This is a genomic window from uncultured Chitinophaga sp. (assembly GCF_902168175.1).
Lineage (GTDB): Bacteria > Bacteroidota > Bacteroidia > Chitinophagales > Chitinophagaceae > Chitinophaga.
The window spans coordinates 1-19,122 of the sequence record NZ_CABHOU010000068.1; the positions used below are offsets into that span (position 1 = coordinate 1).

12 protein-coding genes are annotated in these 19,122 nt (G+C 49.0%); 8 read left to right on the forward strand and 4 right to left on the reverse strand.

Features of this window, described 5'->3' with window-relative positions; all coding sequences use genetic code 11:
* Positions 1-457: 457 nt before the first annotated feature.
* The 4 genes from QZT80_RS14145 to QZT80_RS14160 are packed head-to-tail and all read right to left on the reverse strand — an operon-like array spanning position 458 to position 7,039.
* Complete coding sequence (locus QZT80_RS14145; RefSeq protein WP_295122958.1) at positions 458-2,050, reverse strand: RagB/SusD family nutrient uptake outer membrane protein; 1,593 nt, start codon at positions 2,048-2,050, stop codon at positions 458-460.
* 20 nt (positions 2,051-2,070) lie between these two features.
* Entirely contained in the window at positions 2,071-5,436 is a 3,366-nt protein-coding gene (locus QZT80_RS14150) for a TonB-dependent receptor (RefSeq protein WP_295122961.1), read from the reverse strand.
* Positions 5,437-5,478: 42 nt separating this feature from the next.
* A complete protein-coding gene (locus QZT80_RS14155) occupies positions 5,479-6,435 on the reverse strand; it encodes a FecR family protein (protein WP_295122963.1) in 957 nt (318 codons plus the stop codon).
* A gap of 46 nt (positions 6,436-6,481) precedes the next feature.
* A complete protein-coding gene (locus tag QZT80_RS14160; RefSeq protein WP_295122966.1) occupies positions 6,482-7,039 on the reverse strand; it encodes a sigma-70 family RNA polymerase sigma factor in 558 nt (185 codons plus the stop codon).
* A gap of 391 nt (positions 7,040-7,430) precedes the next feature.
* Between QZT80_RS14160 and QZT80_RS14165 the strand changes: the two genes are divergently transcribed.
* The 8 genes from QZT80_RS14165 to QZT80_RS14200 all read left to right on the forward strand — a co-directional run bounded on the left by QZT80_RS14165 (position 7,431) and on the right by QZT80_RS14200 (position 19,104).
* Entirely contained in the window at positions 7,431-8,591 is a 1,161-nt protein-coding gene (locus QZT80_RS14165) for a hypothetical protein (protein WP_295122969.1), read from the forward strand.
* Positions 8,592-8,605: 14 nt separating this feature from the next.
* Positions 8,606-9,076 (forward strand): CYTH domain-containing protein, encoded by a 471-nt coding sequence (locus tag QZT80_RS14170; protein WP_295122972.1) that lies wholly within the window; start codon positions 8,606-8,608, stop codon positions 9,074-9,076.
* Positions 9,077-9,130: 54 nt separating this feature from the next.
* On the forward strand, positions 9,131-9,991 hold the full coding sequence (locus QZT80_RS14175) for a J domain-containing protein (RefSeq protein WP_295122975.1): 861 nt from the start codon (positions 9,131-9,133) through the stop codon (positions 9,989-9,991).
* 76 nt (positions 9,992-10,067) lie between these two features.
* Complete coding sequence (locus QZT80_RS14180; RefSeq protein WP_295122978.1) at positions 10,068-10,799, forward strand: GntR family transcriptional regulator; 732 nt, start codon at positions 10,068-10,070, stop codon at positions 10,797-10,799.
* A gap of 76 nt (positions 10,800-10,875) precedes the next feature.
* Positions 10,876-11,793 (forward strand): ROK family protein, encoded by a 918-nt coding sequence (locus QZT80_RS14185; RefSeq protein ID WP_295122980.1) that lies wholly within the window; start codon positions 10,876-10,878, stop codon positions 11,791-11,793.
* Between the two features lie 15 nt (positions 11,794-11,808).
* Positions 11,809-13,578 (forward strand): hypothetical protein, encoded by a 1,770-nt coding sequence (locus QZT80_RS14190; protein ID WP_295122984.1) that lies wholly within the window; start codon positions 11,809-11,811, stop codon positions 13,576-13,578.
* A 59-nt stretch (positions 13,579-13,637) separates the two neighbouring features.
* A complete protein-coding gene (locus QZT80_RS14195) occupies positions 13,638-15,965 on the forward strand; it encodes a GH92 family glycosyl hydrolase (protein ID WP_295122987.1) in 2,328 nt (775 codons plus the stop codon).
* A 112-nt stretch (positions 15,966-16,077) separates the two neighbouring features.
* Positions 16,078-19,104 carry a TonB-dependent receptor gene (locus tag QZT80_RS14200; RefSeq protein WP_295122990.1) on the forward strand — a complete coding sequence of 1,009 codons (3,027 nt, stop codon included), beginning with the start codon at positions 16,078-16,080 and terminating at the stop codon, positions 19,102-19,104.
* The last annotated feature ends 18 nt before the right edge of the window (positions 19,105-19,122 follow it).

Here is a 19,122-nt window from a genome sequence, read left to right on the forward strand (position 1 = left end):
TCCTATTGTGTTCCCGCGTTAGCGGGCAACACGCGGTCGTCATTGCGAGGAACGAAGCAATCTTCGTGTGTAGTCTTCGCGTCAGTAAAGCCATTGGTGTCATCGTATGTAAGTAAAGGCGAGGCATTCGAGATTTCGTGAGGCGCAGTCATCTTAGAAGTAAGCCAGCAACGTTGCGTGCCTTTCCCTGCAACCAATTATTGCAGGCAATGACTACGTACGAAGATTGCTTCGTTCCTCGCAATGACGGTCGGGGCATGCGTTTCATTCATTCGTGAGGCTTGCGATCAGGCTTTTTACTGCTGCGTGGATAGAAGCAACGTTGCCTGCCTTTCCTTCAACTAATTATTGCAGGCAATGACTACGTACGAGGACTGCTTCGTTCCTCGCAATGTATCGCCATAAAAAAGGGCCGGCCCCTCAAGGCCAGCCCCATTACAATTCCAATCTAAAAAAACTATTTCCAGCCTGGTGTTTGGTTGTACGCTCCGTTGCTTCTTGAAATTTCATCCGGGCTGATAGGCCATGCCATGTGTTTGGCTGGGTCGAAACTGCGCGCGGGCCAGATTTGTTTGATGGTATAGGGAGAATTAGGGTCGGTGGCTACTGCGTGGCTGCGGCCGTGCAAAGGCATATTGATCTTTGCATAATCGCCCCAGCGTTTAAGGTCCTGCAGCCTGTCTGTCCACTCACAGGCCAGTTCGCAGCGGCGCTCGTGTTTCAGATCTGCGAGGGTTGGGTTGGCAATGCCGCCCAAACCTACACGGGCTCTTACTTCGTTCAGCGGCGCAGCTGCATCGCCGTTTCTGCCTAACTGGATCAGTGCTTCTGCTTTAAAGAGAAGGATCTCTGCATAACGCATCAGTGGCAGGTTAAGCGCGGTAGTTGGGTAGTCGCCGCTTGGATTGATCTTTGTATTGGTGCCGGCGTTTTCGCCTGTACCGTAGCTGTATGGTTCCATGTATTTGTTGATCTGGAAACCGGACAGGCTGTTGGTGGAGAAGTAAGAACGTTCTACGCCGAAGTAGGTGAATTTATCACCAAACTTCAGGATGGTCACTTCGCGGCGGGGATCGGTCGCTTCGTACTCCTGGTACAGTTCTTCCGTTGGCTGGAAGTATCCCCAGCCGTTATAAATACCCCAGCCTTTATTCTCGAGAATTACACCCGGGAACTCTGAACCGCCCTGTGAGCCGGAGGTTACAGACCAGATGTATTCTGAACTCCAGTTGTTGGCGATGCTGAATACGGCGCGGTAGTTGTCTTTACCACTGGCTTTGTTATCGATCAGCGCACGGTGACCTTCGTTTTTGATCTTATCGGCCAGGTCTGGTATTAACGCCCATTTGCTGGCGTCGTACTGTGCCCAGTAAGCATATGCTTTAACCATGTAAGCCCAGGCAGCAGCTTTGTGAGCGCGGCCGCGGTCGTCGGCACCATAAGTGTCGAACAGTGGCAGCAGTTCAGCGGCTTTGGTAAGGTCGCTTACAATTTGTGCGTAGTTATCTGTTACAGATTTTAATTGTGGGGGGATGCGTTCGCCGTAACCAGCGTTCTCTGGCCCGTCGAAAGGTACACCCTGGTCTTTGTGGCCCCAGATATAAGCGATCCAGAAGTGAGCGAAACCGCGAACAAAGTAAGCTTCACCCAGTGAACGGTTCTTTACAGCTTCTGAGGTATTGATCGATTTAGGAATGCCTTCGATCGCCTGGTTGGCTTTGTTCAGCATCCAGTACAAATCGTTCCAGCCGCCGGTCAGGTAACCTTCGCGACCGGATGGGATGAAGTTTTTAATGTTCTCGCCATCGGCTTTTACCCTGCCTACTACGAGGTCATCGCTGGCGTCCTGGATCCAGAACAGGTCGCGGCCCCAGGTGGATTCGTAACGCATAGGTACGTAGAGAGCTGCGGTGGCCTTTTCCAGGTCTTCGTCGCTTTTCCAGAAGAAAGCTGTGGTAGGTTCGCCCGTAGGCTTTGTATCTACCCAGTTTTTGGAGCAGGCACTAAGTCCTACCGTTATTGCCAATATGTAAAAGAGTTGCTGTTTCATGGTTTACGATCGTTTATAGCTTAGAAATTAACTTTAGCACCTAAAGAGTATACACGCGATACCGGGAACTGGCCACCGTCCATGCCATTACCACCTACTTCAGGGTCCATGCCGCTGTATTTGGTAAAGGTGAGCAGGTTGTCGCCGCTTACGTATACACGCAAACCTGTGTTCCAGCGCATGGGTTTAAAGGTGTAGCCGATCAGCACGTTTTTCAAACGCAGGTAGTTACCGTTTTCGAGGTACCAGTCGGAAGTTGTCTGGAAGTTCTTGTTAGGATCGCTGGCAGAAATACGCGGAATGTCGGAGCCTGTGTTGGTAGGCGACCAGGCATCCAGGATCTTGTTCCAGCGGTTGTAACCCTGTTCTGCACCATTCAGTGTAGATTGTTTAAAGGCATGGAACAGTTTAACGCCGCTAACACCCTGGAAAAACAGGCTGATATCGAAATTGTTCCAGGTGGCGCTTGCATTAAAGGCATAAGTTAAGTCTGGGTAAGCAGTACCCATGAAATAACGGTCTCCGTCATCGATTCTACCATTACCGTCTTTATCCACAAACTTCAGATCACCAGCTTTTGCGTTAGGTTGAATACGTGAACCGTCTTTGCCAACATAGGCAGCAGCTTCCGCATCTGTCTGGAAGATACCAGCGTTTTTGATCAGCCAGTAAGAATAAGCAGGCTGGCCAACTACAGAGCGATAAGGGTTCAGCACACCTCTCCACACATCACCATCCGACCAGAAAGAATTAGCGTTACCATCGATATACTCGAGTTTGTTTTTCAGCGTAGCGAAGTTACCGCCAACAGAATAACCTACTTTACCGATCATGTCGTGCCAGGCTGCGCTTACCTCGTAACCTTTGTTACGGATGCTGCCCTGGTTGATCAAAGGTGCGCCATAACCAAATGTGTTAGTCCAGGCAGATGTTTGTGTAGTGATCAGGTCGTAAGTCTTTTTATCAAAGTAATCGGCAGTGATGGTCAGGCGTTGTTTCAGCAATGCGATGTCGATACCGATATCCGATTGTTCAGAAGTTTCCCATGAAAGGTTAGGGTTGTTGCGGGTAGCCACATACAGCGCAGTACTCTGCGGACTGTTTTCGCCAACCTGGTAAGTAGTGTTTGAGCTCAGTTTAGGATAACCGTACGCCAGTCCGATAGAACTGAGGTTACCGATACGTCCCCAGCTGGCGCGTACTTTCAGCAGATCGATCAGGGCCACGTCGAAGAAAGGCTCTGAGCTGATTTTCCATGCACCCGTTACACCTGGCAAACCTTTACCGCGATTGTCCAGTGGCAGGCGGCTGGCAATATCGTAACGGTAGCTACCAGTCACGAAATACCTGTCGGCCCAGCTGTACGCCAAACGGCCAACATATGAAAGGTTCCTGTCTTTCGACTCCCCATCGCCCGGACGGTTTTGGTCGAACACAGAAGCATTTACAAAGAACTGTGCCCACTCTTCTTCATTCTCCAGGCCCTTAGCAGCCGCGCTGAAAGAGCGTGAACCATTCTGCTGCGAAGTCATAGATGCCATGGCAGCGAGGTTATGTTTGCCGAATACGCGTTCGTAATTCAGCGTATTTTCCCATATCCAGTGGTAGCTTTTACCAGTTGAATAAGAGAGGGTGTTCTGTGTATTAGGTTTACCCGGCTCCGTTCTCTTAGGTTCAAAGTTCTTCCAGAGCGAGTTACCCTGCCTGTAAGAGAAGCGGGAGAGGAAACTGAGACCTTTTACGATATCCGTAACATTTACTTCCGTTACAGACTGCAGGTCGTTGCTTTTGTTGAAAGGTTTGTTACGCAGCAAAGTACCTACAGGGTTGATAGCATCGCCATGAATACCCAGGTACTGCGATTCACGCGGACCTACACCGCCGAAAGAACCATCCGCATAATAAGGGGTGGCAGAGCGGGGCATGTAGATGGCAGAAAGAATTACACCACTGTAACCGCTGGCCGTTTCCGTACCGCGATTGTCGTTGTTGTTATAGAACAGGTCCTGGCGCAGTTTAATCTTATCAGTAAACTGGTAATTAGCGTTAAAGCGCAGGGATACGTTTTTGTTGTAAGTATTCAGCAGCGTACCTTCTTCATTCTCATAACGCGCCTGTAACAGGGTCGAGAATTTGTCGGTACCGGCATTTACCGTTACTGTATGACGTTGGACCATGGCGGTGCGGAAGATCTCATCCATCCAGTCGGTACGTGTTACCTGGGCGTAGGGGTTTACCGTAGCATCCCAACCGCTGAGTGGTGTAAGGCCGGCGTTGGTGTAAGCCAGGTTAGATACTTTGGCTTCTTCCTCCGCAGTAAGCGACTGTGGTGTTTTCCACGGCTGCTTCATACCAACGAAAGCGTTGTATTCAACACCTGGTTTGCCTTGTTTGGCCTGGCGGGTCGTAATCAGGATTACACCGGACGAACCAGAGAAAGCACCGTAAATAGCCGCAGAAGCCGCATCTTTCAGTACTGTGATCGTTTCGATGTCGGCAGGATTGTAAGGTGCATTGGGTACCCCATCCACCACATAAAGTACACTTTCATTAGAACGGGAGCCAATACCACGGATCGTAACCCTTGGGCTGCTGTTAGGATGACCGCCATTGCTGATCACCGTAACACCGGGCACTTTACCCTGTATCATAGCGCCGAGGTTCAACACCGGGCGACTTTTCACCTGGTCCATATCAGGAACAGTAGCTACAGCTGCGGAAAGATCACCTTTCTTCGCTTTACCATAACCCAGTACCACGATCTCGTTCAGTGATTCGCGGGTCGATTTCAGTAAAACGGTGGCCGCAGCCGGATCGTTTGCTTTGATCTCCTTTGTTTCATACCCCATAAAACTGAAGCTCAGCAGGGCATTTTCGTTCGATGTTGCGATCGTGTATTCACCTTTTTCGTCGGTGATAGTCCTGTTATTAGTACCTTTTTCCCAGATGCTTACACCCGGAATAGGCTCATCACCCTCAGCCATTACTACGCGGCCGGTTAAAGATGTGGCAGGCACAGTAGCGGCGGCAACCGGCTTCTCCGCCTTGCGGAAAATGATCGCATTATTACGCACGCTGAACTCAATGCCAGTCGCTTTTTCCAGGATCGCTAATGCTTCCCCGAGCGTAATATTGTCCGGACGGAAGTCGCGAACGGTGATCTTGTCGAAGTCTTCGCTGATGAAGCTAAAAGAGAGTTTACTTTGTTTGTCCAGTGCTTTTAATACTGACGATAAAGGCGCCGACGATATACTAAGTTTCACTTTCTCAGTCAGTTCGCGCTGTTGCGCATAACCAACGGAAGTAACCAGCAGGCAGCAGCCGAAAAGCAGCAACCGTTTGGCGATAGGCATTGTACGGCCCGCAGGCGTAGAAGTTCTATTCATGGTTTAACGATTTTCGAGATGGGTCGTCATCTCTTTTTTGTATTAAAAAATGGTTATGAGCTTATTTTTAATGCGGTATTGTTTGTGCGTCATGTAGCAGAGGTCATCCATCATTTGAGAGAAGCGCTGTTTGGGCAGTGCGATGGTGATGTGTTTGTCCAGGCGTCGTTCGTTCTCCCAGTTTATCTCGTAGCCATTACTTTCACACAACCTGGTAAATGCGTCTTTCACTGTCAGTTGACTGGCTGTAAACCCGCCTTCCATCCAGGCTGCGGCGAGCGAAGTATCAATTGAATGGGTGATAATTAAACTGTCTTCAGGGAAGTAAGAGGCCGCCTGCCCGGGTTGCAGCACCGTTTGCGCCAGTTGATTTTCTTTGGCAGATACCCGCACTTTACCCGACGCCAGTGATACGCGGGTCATTTTTTCATCGCGATAAGCCTCCAGGTTAAAGCGGGTGCCTAAAACTTTCACTACCACATCGCGGGTAACAATTACAAAAGGCTGCTCGCTGCTGTGACCCACTTCGAAGTAACCTTCGCCCTCAAAGGCCACCCAGCGCGTTTTAGTATCCGCATCTTCCTTAAAACTCATGCTGGCATTGGCATTCATCCAGATCACGGAGCTGTCGGGCAGTGTCACTTTCTTGATACCGCCACTGGTGTTTTTCACGCGGAAGATATTAGCTGCTGCTGTTTTGGGTGTACCATTCAGTTTGTGATCTATCGAAAAATAACCGATACCCGCCAGTGCGATAACAGCAGCAGCGGCGGTCCACTTCAGTATAAGCGGTAGTACTTTGGTCTTTTGTTGTTGGGCAACATGCTTACGGAAGTTTGCCAGGAAACGTTCCCGTTGAGCGAGCGAATCTTCCAACTGTGCTTCGCTTTGCAGCCCATGATACCAGCTGTTCAGCAATGCCAGTTCTTCAGACGAACATTCGCCTGCATGAAATTTATCGAGTAACGCTTTCGCTTTCGGGTATTGTTGTGTTGCCATACACATAAGAATACCCGGCGAAAAAGAAATGTTAACCGGTTTTAGGTTAAGGAATTGTGAACAACAACATCGCAGATATGAGTTGGGCTGATAAGGCAGGATTGGTGCGGATATGGTCCTTTACCTGTTCCAGCGCGCGGGAGTATAATACACGGGCAGACCCGGGTGCGATATCCAGTTCGGAGGCTATCTTTTTATAAGAATACTGGTGCCGTAAACGAAGGATGAATAATTTTTGCTGATGGGGTGATAAGGTATTGATGGCTTCTTTCAGCACCGTCTCCATCAGTTCTTCCGATTCAATGGTAGATACTTCTTCGATGGTATCGGTCAGCATATCTTCCAGTCTTTTCAGGTGCGCGCTGTAACGGCCAGCACTGCGGTAGTAGTTGAATATGCGGTATTTCAGGGAGTTGAGCAGGTAAAACTCCAGTTGTTCGTCTTTAGGCAGTTCCTCCCACTTTTCCCAGGCTGCCACCAACACATCCTGCACGATGTCAAAGGCGTCGTGTGCATTCGTTTTCGCCACGGCGACAGACAATAATTTGTCCCAGTACACCTGTACCGAAGTTTCGAAAGTAGCAGTTTGTTGGTGGCGCGGCATAGTTTGCATTGTGGTAGCGCCGTAAAAATAGGGATGTAGTGTTATGGGAATATTAACAGTTCGTGGATCGTTCGTGGATCGTTCGTGGATCGTTGCTGAAAGATGCCTGTTTGTTGCTGACTTGTTGCTGTGACCTTGCTGAAATGTACCTGAAACCCAGTGTGGACAGCAACATTCAGCAAGGATACAGCAAGGATCCTCGGAGGATGGTAGGAGCCAGATGCTATTCACCCACCGGGAAGGCTGTTTCGCCCACTAAAAAGACTGTTGTGGCCCACCGGGTCGTTTTTACGCGATGTAAGCAGCGTACTTTTACCATATTGGTGATGGATAAAGGTGTTTTGGGATATTATCCCTCGCTTAAATTATATTTGCGTTCAAACCCTTAGTAGTGAAAGCGTTTTCCCATTACCTGATTATAAAAATTGTAGTAGGCACATTGTTTATCGGCATGGCGGCCACTTTATTTGGCCTATGGTGTACAGTTGTTGTTGGGGCCGACCTTGATTTTTGGCGCAAGGTGTTCATATCTGCTGTGTTGTTTGGTGGCATTGTCCTTTGTATTTATGTCATCAACGAATTATTTTCTTCTGCTGTCCTGGACGATAAAGGAATCATTTACAAGTCGGCAATATTTAAGCGGGAATTACGCTGGGAAGAAGTAAAGCATGTATACCAGCAGAAGGGTACACTTAAAGTGATCGGTGTAAAGGGTAAAAAAAACGTGAATGTTTCTGTATACCTCAAAGATTTTCAATATCTACGTGAATTGTTGGCGCAACGCGCGGAAATAGATCTTCCGGATGAGGATCCAGCGCTGGATAAAGAGCGCGGGATGATTTTTGCTGGTTTAACAGATGAAGAGATCATATCTAAAATCCGCCAGGCTAAAACAATTGTGTTTGGCAGCACAGTTCTATCTTTACTCATGACCGTTGGCTTTATGGTGAATGAGCTTCAATATCCCGAGCTGCCTTATGTGCAGGCGGGGCTGCTGGCAGCACTATTGTTCGCTATGTGGTGGTACCGCGGCGTTATCGGTCTTGATCAAAAGCAGGGCGAATTTGGCAGATCGGCTCTAATACCTTTTCTGCTCATCAACCTAAGCCTGTTATTTCCGGTTGTAAAACTGAGTGTGTGGGATAAAGGGAAATTGATCGCGCTTGGGCTGATGACTACTGCGCTGATCATTGGTGTATTCCTTCTGGCGATCCGAAGATTTCCGACGACGATGGGACGGCGGTTGTTTTTTGCGCTATTATATGGACTGATGTCTTTGGGTGCAGGCTTCGGCCTTGTATTGTATACGAATAATGTGATGGACGATTCTACGCCTGAAAGGTATAGCATACTGATGACAGAAAAATGGATGGAACAGGGCCGGAAGGGCAACACTTATTATATCATACTAAGTGAAGGTGAGCGTTGGAAGAAGATATCGGTAAGTTCCGGTTTCTACGACTATGTGCAGGTATCAGACAGGGTACTACTGGATATCTGGCCCGGTAAACTCGGTGTGAGATGGTATAAAATTGTAGGCAAGGTCCAATAATCAAACAAAACATCATGGGAAAAGAAATAGAACGGAAATACCTCATCGACCTCGCACGCTGGCAGACAGTACAAAAGCCTGCCGGCCAGCTTTTCAGGCAGGGCTATTTAGTAACCGATCCCAATAAAACCATACGGGTACGGCTAACTGATACCAAGGGCTTTCTAACAATAAAAGGCACGACCACCGGTGCCACCAGGCTGGAATATGAATACGAAATACCCACTACCGAAGCAGCGGAGTTATTAGATAATTTCTCCACCGCAGAACTATCTAAAATCCGGTATGTAGTCGAATTCAAGGACAAAACATGGGAGGTAGATGAGTTTTTAGGAGATAACCTCGGCCTCTACGTGGCCGAAATAGAACTGGAAAGCGAGGATGAGGCTTTTGAATTGCCGGACTGGGTAGGGCAGGAGGTGACCGGAGAACAGCGGTACTATAACGCGGTGCTTACAACGAATCCTTTTAAGAATTGGATGTAATGAAAGTTGTTTGTACAAAGGTTTTTGGAGATATTTGTGCTAGTCCCGCAGCCTATGCACAATTGTTATAAAATCCTCGAACTTCCCGATTTCGCGTCCGCCGATCAGATTAAGTCGGCCTACAGGAGGCTTGCCAGGAAGTACCATCCGGATGTTACGGGCGGTGACAAACATCTGGAGGAATTATTCAAGCGTGTACAGAACGCATACGACGTGTTAACCGACCCTTACGACAAATCATCACATGATAGCGCCTTGCGGAATGCGGCGAATCCTGCCTGGCAAACGCCCTCTTATACCACTTACACTTATCAGCCACCCAGATATAATGCACCTGTGTACACGGCGCAGTCGCCGCCTGTTGTTGACCGGAAGTTCCGGAAACAATCGTTGTGGGCGGTTGCCGGGCTAGTAGTGCTCTGGGGATTCCTGACTATTTTATTTCCTTATCCCACATCAAAGAATGATGAGGTATCGGAAACCAGGCAAAGAACTTCGTCAGGTTACCAGCCACCGGTTAACGCATTCAGGCTTGGCGATCCAAAGACAGTGGTGGTGGCAAAGCAGGGAGCGCCAACAACGATCGTGCAAACCTCCCCAACGGAAGAAACCTGGAGTTACGGCTACAGCATCGTGAGGTTTCGCGAGGGGAAAGTATGTGAATACGCAGACCATGGCTATAACCTGAATGTCGCTTATACAAACGATGATGCGGACGAAGTAACTGCAGACTCGTTTTCAAGAGGGGCCACGCGCAGCGAAGTATTCCAGCTGCAGGGCGAGCCAATAAGGGTTGTCCAATTTGGCGCCGCCGGTGCCGAAAGATGGGAGTACGGCAAAAACAATGTGTATTTCGTAGATGATGAGGTGGTATGGTATACAAATGAAGATGGCCAGTTGCGGGTGAATAACTGATTTTTACCCTCCATATCACCCCCGAAAAAAAATATTGCCAGATATCCGAAACTTTAGTATGTTTGAACATTCGAACATGAGTTTAAAAATAGACCATAAAAGTAAATTACCGCTCCACGTACAAGTTGAAGAACTGCTGCGAAGGCTTATTAGTGAGCCGGAGTACCAGAACGGGACTTTTCTGCCAAAAGAGGTAGAACTGGCTAACCGGCTGGGCGTTTCGCGTAATACCATCCGCCAGGCTACCAATAAGCTGGAATACGAAGGCCTCCTCGCCCGTAAAAAAGGCGTCGGTACCAAAGTAGCCCAACGGCAATTGTCGACCAGCCTGCAGGACTGGCAAAGTTTCACCAAGGAAATGTCTAAACGCGGGATCGCTACGTCCAACCTGCTGCTGACACTTGAAAAGGTAAAAGCCGACGAAAAACTGGCCGGATTTTTCAATATTCCCGTTAACACACCTATTTGCAAACTAAGCAAACTCAAAGGTGTAGATGGTGAACCCATCGTTTACTTCGAAAGTTATTTCCACCCGCGTATCACACTCTCCGAAACCGACGATCTGAACCAGCCGCTGTACGAGCTGCTGTCTGAAAGATTCGACATTATAGTAGTACGCTCCAGCGAACATATCAGCGCGTTAGTAGCCGGTGATGTGGCCGAAAAACTGGACGTAGACGCTATCTGCCCGGTGTTGTTCCGCGAACGTTACGTGTATGATCCTGGCGACAGGCCCATAGAATATAACGTAGGTTACTACAGGTCCGACAAGTTTACTTACTCGATAGAGATCAGATCAGAAGGTTGATCTTATAGTATTGTCCTTTTCTTGCTCCACGCAGGAAAAGGATATTTTTTTGCCATTTTTTAATATGTTCAAACATATGAACAATGAATATGTAATCGGCGCGGATATAGGTGGTTCGCACATAACAGCAGCCCTGGTGAACCTGGGCAATGGCGCCGTGGTGGACGATTCAAAGGTGAAAGTGTCTGTAAATGCAGGCGCAGATGCGGATGATATCCTGGGCAGGTGGACCAGTGCATTGAGAGAAGTTTGCACGGCGGCTAAAGGACAAGTGACGGCGATCGGTATTGCGATGCCTGGCCCGTTCGACTACCCGGGTGGCATCTCTCAGATAAAAGGCGTTGCGAAATATGAATCCCTGTACGGCATGAACATTCGCGCCGCATTACAGGAATCGCTGGCCTTCTCCGGTGATATCTATTTCGAGAACGACGCTTCCTGTTTCGCACTCGGTGAAGCATGGGCGGGCGAAGGCGCCGGTTGCAACCGCATGGTGGCCGTAACATTGGGTACCGGTTTGGGTGGCACTTTCCTGCATAATAACACGATCCTGCACGAAGGAAAAGGTGTGCCGCCGGAAGGGTACATCTACAACCTGCCTTACAAAGCTGGCATTGCGGAAGATTACATCTCTTCCCGCTGGTTGCTGAACGAATATCATCAGCGTACCGGGCAACGGTTAAACGAAGTGAAGTGCCTGGGCGAACTGGCGGAGAAGCAAGACAGCACGGCCTTACAATTGTTTACCGAATTAGGGAACAGTTTAGGCGAAGTGTTACATCCATGGCTCGAACAGTTTGAAGCAGAACGGATGGTGATCGGCGGTAACATCCGCAAAGCGCATCCTTACTTCCTGCCTGCACTTAACAACTGCCTGCAACAACACGGTATCAACACAACTATACACATTTCCAACCGGGGCGAAAATTCTGCGCTATCCGGTGCGGCATGGATATGCAAATCCATTCTCGAAAACAATATCAAAGCGCGATAGAAAATGAATACGATCATGAACTGGAGAAAGACAAGTCAGCCTCTTATGCCGGCCACTACGGCCGATAAACAGCTTACCCCGAAAGGTGCGTACGATATATATCCTTTTGCCAGCCTCGGCGCAGGTAATATCCAATGCGGGTACGCCAGTCTGGCTAACTGGATGGCCGGACGTCATATTGTTTTGATAGACGGTTATATTGGTAACGACTGGGAGTATATAGGCAGCTCGCTGCAGCGCGAGCTGGTGGCAGCAGGAATGATCGTGAACGTGGTATATACATCCACCTTCATGAAACCTGCGGAAGAAGTGGAAACACTGGTAGCGCCTTTCCTGGGTGAGAAGGGAGCGGTATGGGGCAAAAGGGCCACCATCACTTTAAAAGATCTTTTTGACGAAAATAAACTGCTGAATATACAGCCTTCAGCGGAAGGTATCACGCTGATTGTAGGTGTGGGAGCGGCGCTTACAGGTTTAAAAGCACCTGTTGTATACATCGATCTTCCTAAAAATGAATTGCAGTACCGCATGCGTGCTGGTATGGCCAATAACCTCGGCAAACAGCAGCGCGACGATAACCCGGAAACGTATAAACGTTTCTATTTCGTTGACTGGGTACTGTTAAACGCGCACAAAAAACAAATACTGGCTAACATCGATATTGTTGCAGACGGGCAATGGAAAGACCAGCTTACCTGGGCTACACATACCGCTGTGAGCGAAGGTTTGCAGTTCCTGGCTAAAAACGCATTTCGCGTAAGGCCCTGGTTTGAAGCTGGTGCCTGGGGCGGCGACTGGATGAAAGAAAATATACCGGGTCTTAACAAGGAGGAAGTAAACTATGCATGGTCTTTTGAAATGATCGTTCCTGAAAACGGACTGGTATTCGAGAGCGATGGTAAGTTGCTGGAAGTTGCGTTCGACTGGCTGATGATGGAACATGCGGCAGAAGTGCTGGGTAAACAGGACGAGCAACGCTTCGGTATCGATTTCCCTATCCGGTTCGACTTCCTCGACACGTTCGACGGTGGTAATCTTTCGATCCAATGCCATCCCCGCTTGTCATACATACAGGAACAGTTCGGCGAAACTATTACGCAGGACGAAACTTATTATATGCTGGATTGCCGTAAGGATGCGAAAGTGTACCTCGGCTTCCAGGACGATATTGATCCGGCAGCTTTCCGTAAAGCGCTGGAAGATAGTGCGGCCAACAACGAGGCGATCGATATCGAAAAATATGTGCAGGTACATACGGCGCATAAACACGATCTGTTCCTGATACCTAACGGCACCGTACATAGTTCCGGGAAAGATAACCTGGTGCTGGAAATCAGCGCTACGCCTTACATTTTTACATTTAAAATGTACGACTGGGTACGACTGGACCTGAACGGCAAACCACGTCCCATCAACATAGATCATGCTTTTAAGAACCTCGACTTTAGCCGCAAAGGCGCGAAGGTGCAGGAAGAACTGATATCTAAACAAACAGTTATCGCTAAAGGCGGCGACTGGCAGTTAGTGCATGTACCTACGCACGCGGAGCATTTTTATGATGTACACAGGATTGAGTTTGATAGTACGGTTAACGTGGACACAGAGGGTAAATGTCATGTGCTGATGTTAGTAGAAGGTAAATCAGTGCTGGTAGAAACCGCTAATGGTTTCAGGCAGCGTTACAATTATGCAGAAACATTTGCGATACCAGCAGCAGCCGGTTCTTACAGGATCATCAATGAAGGCGATTCCACCGCCAAAGTGGTAAAGGCGTTTGTAAAATAGTTATTGCGGCTGTCCGAGTGTAGGGCCCGGACAGTTATCACACAAAAAGAATTTTACGTATGAAAAAAGGAAATTGGATACTCTGGTTGTTGTTGCTCGCCACGGCAACCCGTGTTAGTGCTAAGGAAAAAGAAGATCTGGCCGGATATGTAGATCCATTGATCGGTACCGCGCATTGCCGCTGGTTCCATTTTGCGCCAGGCGCATCGCCGTTCGGTATGGCCAAACCTGGACCGTCTACCAACGGTCACTACGGCAACCCAAATGGTTGGGAAGCGGTGGGCTATGATTACAGGCATACATCGATAGAAGGTTTTCCCAATTTTCATGAGTTCCAGGTAGGCGGCGTTTCGCTGATGCCTGCGAAGGGACAGCTGGTAACGGTACCGGGAGAACTCGAAGATTCCATGTCCGGCTACCGGTCTGCCTTTGACCGTGCAGATGAACATGCAACTGCCGGTTATTATTCCGTGTTGTTAAAACGTTACGGCATTAAAGCGGAAGTAACGGCTACGCCGCGTGTGGCTTTCCAGCGCTTTACATTCCCTGCCGGTAACGACTCTCATATTCTTTTTGATATTGGTAATAAGCAGGGCGAAAGTGGCGAAGTGAAGGACGCCCGTGTATATATGACGGCTGATGGCCGCATAGAAGGTTATGTGATTACCCTGCCTTCCTATGTACAAAAGTACCAGCCAGGCGCACAGGTGGCGATGTATTTCTCTGCGATCGCAGATAAAAAGCCTGCCGCATACGGAACGTTCCGTGGCGCTACGCAAACTGCGGGTGCTAAAGACATCAGCGGACAAGGTGCAGGAATGTACCTGACGTTCACTACCGTCAATAACGAAGCGGTAACCGTGAAACTCGGCCTGTCTTATACATCGATAGAGAACGCCCGGCTGAATATGCAGACGGAAGCGGCTACGATGAACTTTGACCAGGCGCAAACGCAATCACGCAAAGAGTGGAACGAATATCTTGGTCGCATTACTGTTAGCGGCGGCACCAAAGCAGACTTAACTAAATTTTATACCGGCCTTTATCATGCTGTGCTGGGCCGTGGCCTTGCCAGTGATGTGAATGGCGCATATCCTAAGAACACCGGCGGCGTGGGACAAATTCCTTTGAACGCACAAGGCAGGCCGAAACATAACCATTATAATACAGATGCGGTGTGGGGTGCCTTTTGGAACCTCACGCCGCTTTGGGCGCTGGTGTACCCGGAGTATTATTCTGACTTTGTGAGCAGTCAGCTGCTCGTATACAATGATGCCGGCTGGCTCGGTGATGGCATCGCCTCCAGCAAATATGTGTCTGGCGTGGGTACCAACTTCGTAAGCCTCGTGATGGCAGGTGCCTACAACTACGGCATCCGCGATTTTGATGTGGCTAAAGCTTACGCAGCCTCATTGAAAAATGAACTGGGTTTTGAGAACCGGCCTGAAGGTGCGGGTAAAGAGGATGTGGAGCGTTTCCGCAAATACGGATATGTGGACCATATTGATCCTGCTCCGGGCCAGTGGTGCTTTTCCGGTTCGCACACACTGGAGTATTCGTTCAGCGCTTACGCCGTGGCACAATGGGCGAAGAAACTGGGCAAAACCAGCGATTACAATACATTGCTTAAACTCTCCGGCAGCTGGAAGAACATCTTCGACGGCAGCACCAAATACATGCGGCCACGTTATGCTGACGGCCGTTTTGTCGACAATTTCAAACCCACCGAGCCATGGCGTGGTTTCCAGGAAGGTAACGCAGGCCAGTATTCATTTTACGTGCCGCACGATCCTGAAGGACTGATCGCGAAAATTGGGAAGGCCGAATTCAATAAACGCCTCGACAGCATCTTCACCGCTGCACAGAAAACAACGTTTGGTGGTGGTAATACCATCGATGCGTTCTCCGGCCTTGCTGCGCCGTACAATCATGGTAACCAGCCATGTTTGCAGATGCCATGGATGTTTAACTATTCAGGCAAACCGCATCTCACCCAAAAATGGGTAAGGGCCATCTGTAATGAGTTTTATGGTACCGAAGGTGTGCATGGTTACGGTTATGGTCAGGATGAAGACCAGGGGCAACTTGGTGCCTGGTACGTGATGAGCGCGATGGGCCTGTTCGATGTACAGGGTGGTGCATCGGCACAACCGATGATGCAAATTGGGTCTTCATTGTTCGATAAAGTAACCATCAAACTCAATAAAAAATATTATAAAGGGGAGGAGATCAATATTGTGACGCGCAATAACAGTGCGACCAATATCTACCTGGACCGCCCTTCATTTAACGGTAAAAAACTTCAGCGCAATGCTATTATGTTCAGTGAGCTAACGAAAGGCGGCAAACTCGAATATAACCTGTCTGACCAACCAGCAGCCTTTTAAGGCCGCGGATTTCTAGTAATGTATTCCACAACTAATTAAAAAATCAAGGCTTATGTTAGCTTATCGCCACGTTTTTGTCAAGAGGCTACTGCGAACAAATGGCCGCCTGCTAATGGCACTACTGCTGTTACTGGGCATGGCCACTGGTGCGCACGCCCAAAATTCCCGTACCGTAACCGGTCGTGTTACGGATGATGTGACTAAAGAGGCCATCCCTGGCGTATCTGTATCGGTGAAAGGAACTTCTATCGGAACAGCTACATCCGTTGATGGTGCATTTACTTTAACAATACCGTCGGATACCATGCGTTTCCTGGTATTTTCTTCTGTAGGTTATGCAAGCCGCGAAGTGGCTATCGGTGCTACGCCGATGACGGTGACGCTTAAAGTGTCCAGCAGTACTTTGTCGGACGTTGTAGTGGTAGGTTACGGTACACAGAAGCGTACCAGCCTTACCGGTGCGGTGAGCGTGGTTACTTCCAAAGACCTGGAGGGGCGCCCGGTAACCAGTGCTGTACAGGCATTGCAGGGCGCTGCACCAAACCTTATTATCCAGCAGAATGCTACGGAGCCTGGGGCTGCCATCAACATTAACGTTCGTGGGGTGAGTACGGTGAATAACAGTAGTCCGCTGGTACTGGTAGATGGTGTTCCTGGTTCGCTGGACCTGCTCAACCCTAACGACATCGAAAGTGTGAGTGTGTTGAAAGATGCAGCATCGTCGGCTATTTACGGCTCCCGTGCTGCCAATGGTGTTATTCTTGTTACCACTAAAACGGGTAAGCAGAACAAAGTGCCCCGCATAACCTACAACGGTATGGCAGGCGCGCAGCAGCCTACTTTCCTGATTAAACCGGTGAGTGGCGTGGAGTACATGCAACTTAAAAATGAAGCACTGGTAAACTCCGGTCAGACTGCACAGTTCTCACCAGCACAAATTCGCCAACAGGGCATTAATGGTACGGAAACATGGTGGATGGATGAGATTATGCGTCCGGCTGCTTTTCAGCAAAACCATAACCTGGGTGTAAATGGTGCAATGGGTAAGGTAACCTATGCGCTTTCCGGCGGATACCTTGATCAGAACAGTCTTTACCGTGGGCCGGATTACGGTTACCAGCGTTATAACGCCCGTGCCAACCTCGGTGCCCAATTCGGCAAATTAAAGCTGGGTGGTAACTTCGGTTACGCTAAACAAAAGATCAGGGAGCATGCGTACTATTCAGACTGGCTGATTTCTACAGCTATCCGCATCCCCACTATTTATCCTATTAAAGATACTGCGGGCCATTACTTCCTGGCGCCTACCGCTTCCAACAACCCACTGGCACAACTGGAGCAGGGCGGACGCAGGTTGTATAACAACGACAGTTATAACTATATGGCGAACGCGGAATATGCGCTCACCAAACATTTATCTGCCAAGGTGGTGTACGGTGCGGATATCCGCGTAAACAACATGGACGAGTTCCGTAAAACGATTGATTATGCACCGTATTCGGGTTCAGACAACCAGAGTGCGAGAAGCATCAATCATGCTAAAAGTGTGCAGGACAACTTCCAGGCGTTGCTGAATTATGACCAGACTTTCAACAAGGTACACGAAGTGAAAGCGTTGTTAGGCTACGCTACTGAGGGTTGGAAAAATGAGTACAGTCAGTCGCGCCGCATTAACGTAGACAATGTAACCGGCGATTCTACTGCCGGTACGCAAACGCTTACGGGCTTTAATGATACTTACGGTACGCGTATCGACCAATGGGCGCTTAACTCCGCGTTTGGCCGCTTAAACTATGCCTACAACAATAAGTATTATGCTGAATTCAATTTCAGGTATGATGCGTCCAGCCGTTTCGCGAAAGGTAACCGTGGGGCTTTCTTCCCATCGTTCTCAGCCGCCTGGCGTATTACCGAAGAGCCATTCATGGAAGGGCTTAAAAAGTACGGCGACCTGAAACTGCGTGGCTCCTGGGGACAACTGGGTAACCAGCAGATCATTTCCAACTACGGTTACCTGAATGTGTTTACGACCGTGAGCAATATGTATGGTTTTAACAACATACCGCAATCCGGTTCATCGTTCGCTGTGGGTAACCCTGTTATCACCTGGGAATCTGCCAACTCTGCCAACATCGGTTTCGACCTCTCGTTGCTGGAAAACAGGCTGACCATCAGTTACGATTACTTCCACAAGATTACAGATAATATCCTGCTGCAACTGCCAGCTCCCGGACTGTATGGCGCTACACCTGCCTTCCAGAACGCCGGTAAGGTAAAGAACCAGGGCTTTGAACTGGCGATCAATTACCGCGCTAAAACAGGAGAGGTAAATCACACACTGGGTGCCAACCTGGCCGACAACCTCAATGAGATCGTCGACTTTAAAGGCAGAACATTTATACAGGAAGGAGATGTGACGTACATCAACCGCGAAGGTTTCCCTATCAGTTCTTATTTCGGTTACCAGGCAGACGGTTTTTACCAGAACCTCGATGATATCAAGAACAGTCCGAAACCCTCGTTCGTAAACGAAGTGAAACCCGGTGATATCAAATATGTAGACCGTAACAAAGATGGTGTGATCAATACCAGCGACCGTTTCGTGATGGGCAATCCATTCCCGCGTTTTACTTACGGATTGAACTATGGTGTGAACTGGAAAGGTTTTGATGCGAGCATCTTTATCCAGGGTGTAGGTAAAAGAAATGTATACCTGCGCGGCGAAGGCGTAGAAGCATTCCACAATAACTGGGATAACGTGTACTCACAACATCTCGACAGGTGGACGCCGAATAACCCGGATGGATCTTATCCGCGCCTGACCATCGGTACTGCTTCCGCGAACAACAACGCGAACTCTACTTTCTGGTTGCAGAACGCAGCTTACGCCCGCCTGAAGAACGCCCAGCTGGGTTACACCCTGCCTGCCAGCGTAACCGAAAGAGCGAAACTCCGCAAAGTAAGAGTGTACCTCACCGGCCAGAACCTGTTCACCGTTACGGCGATGAAAAATGGCCTGGACCCCGAGCTCACCGAATTTAACAGCACACTTAACCTGAACGCGCTCGGCAGCTCTACCAGCGGCCGTATTTATCCCGTTCAAAAAGTGTGGGCAGTAGGGCTCGATATCAACTTTTAACCACGTTTAAATGATCGA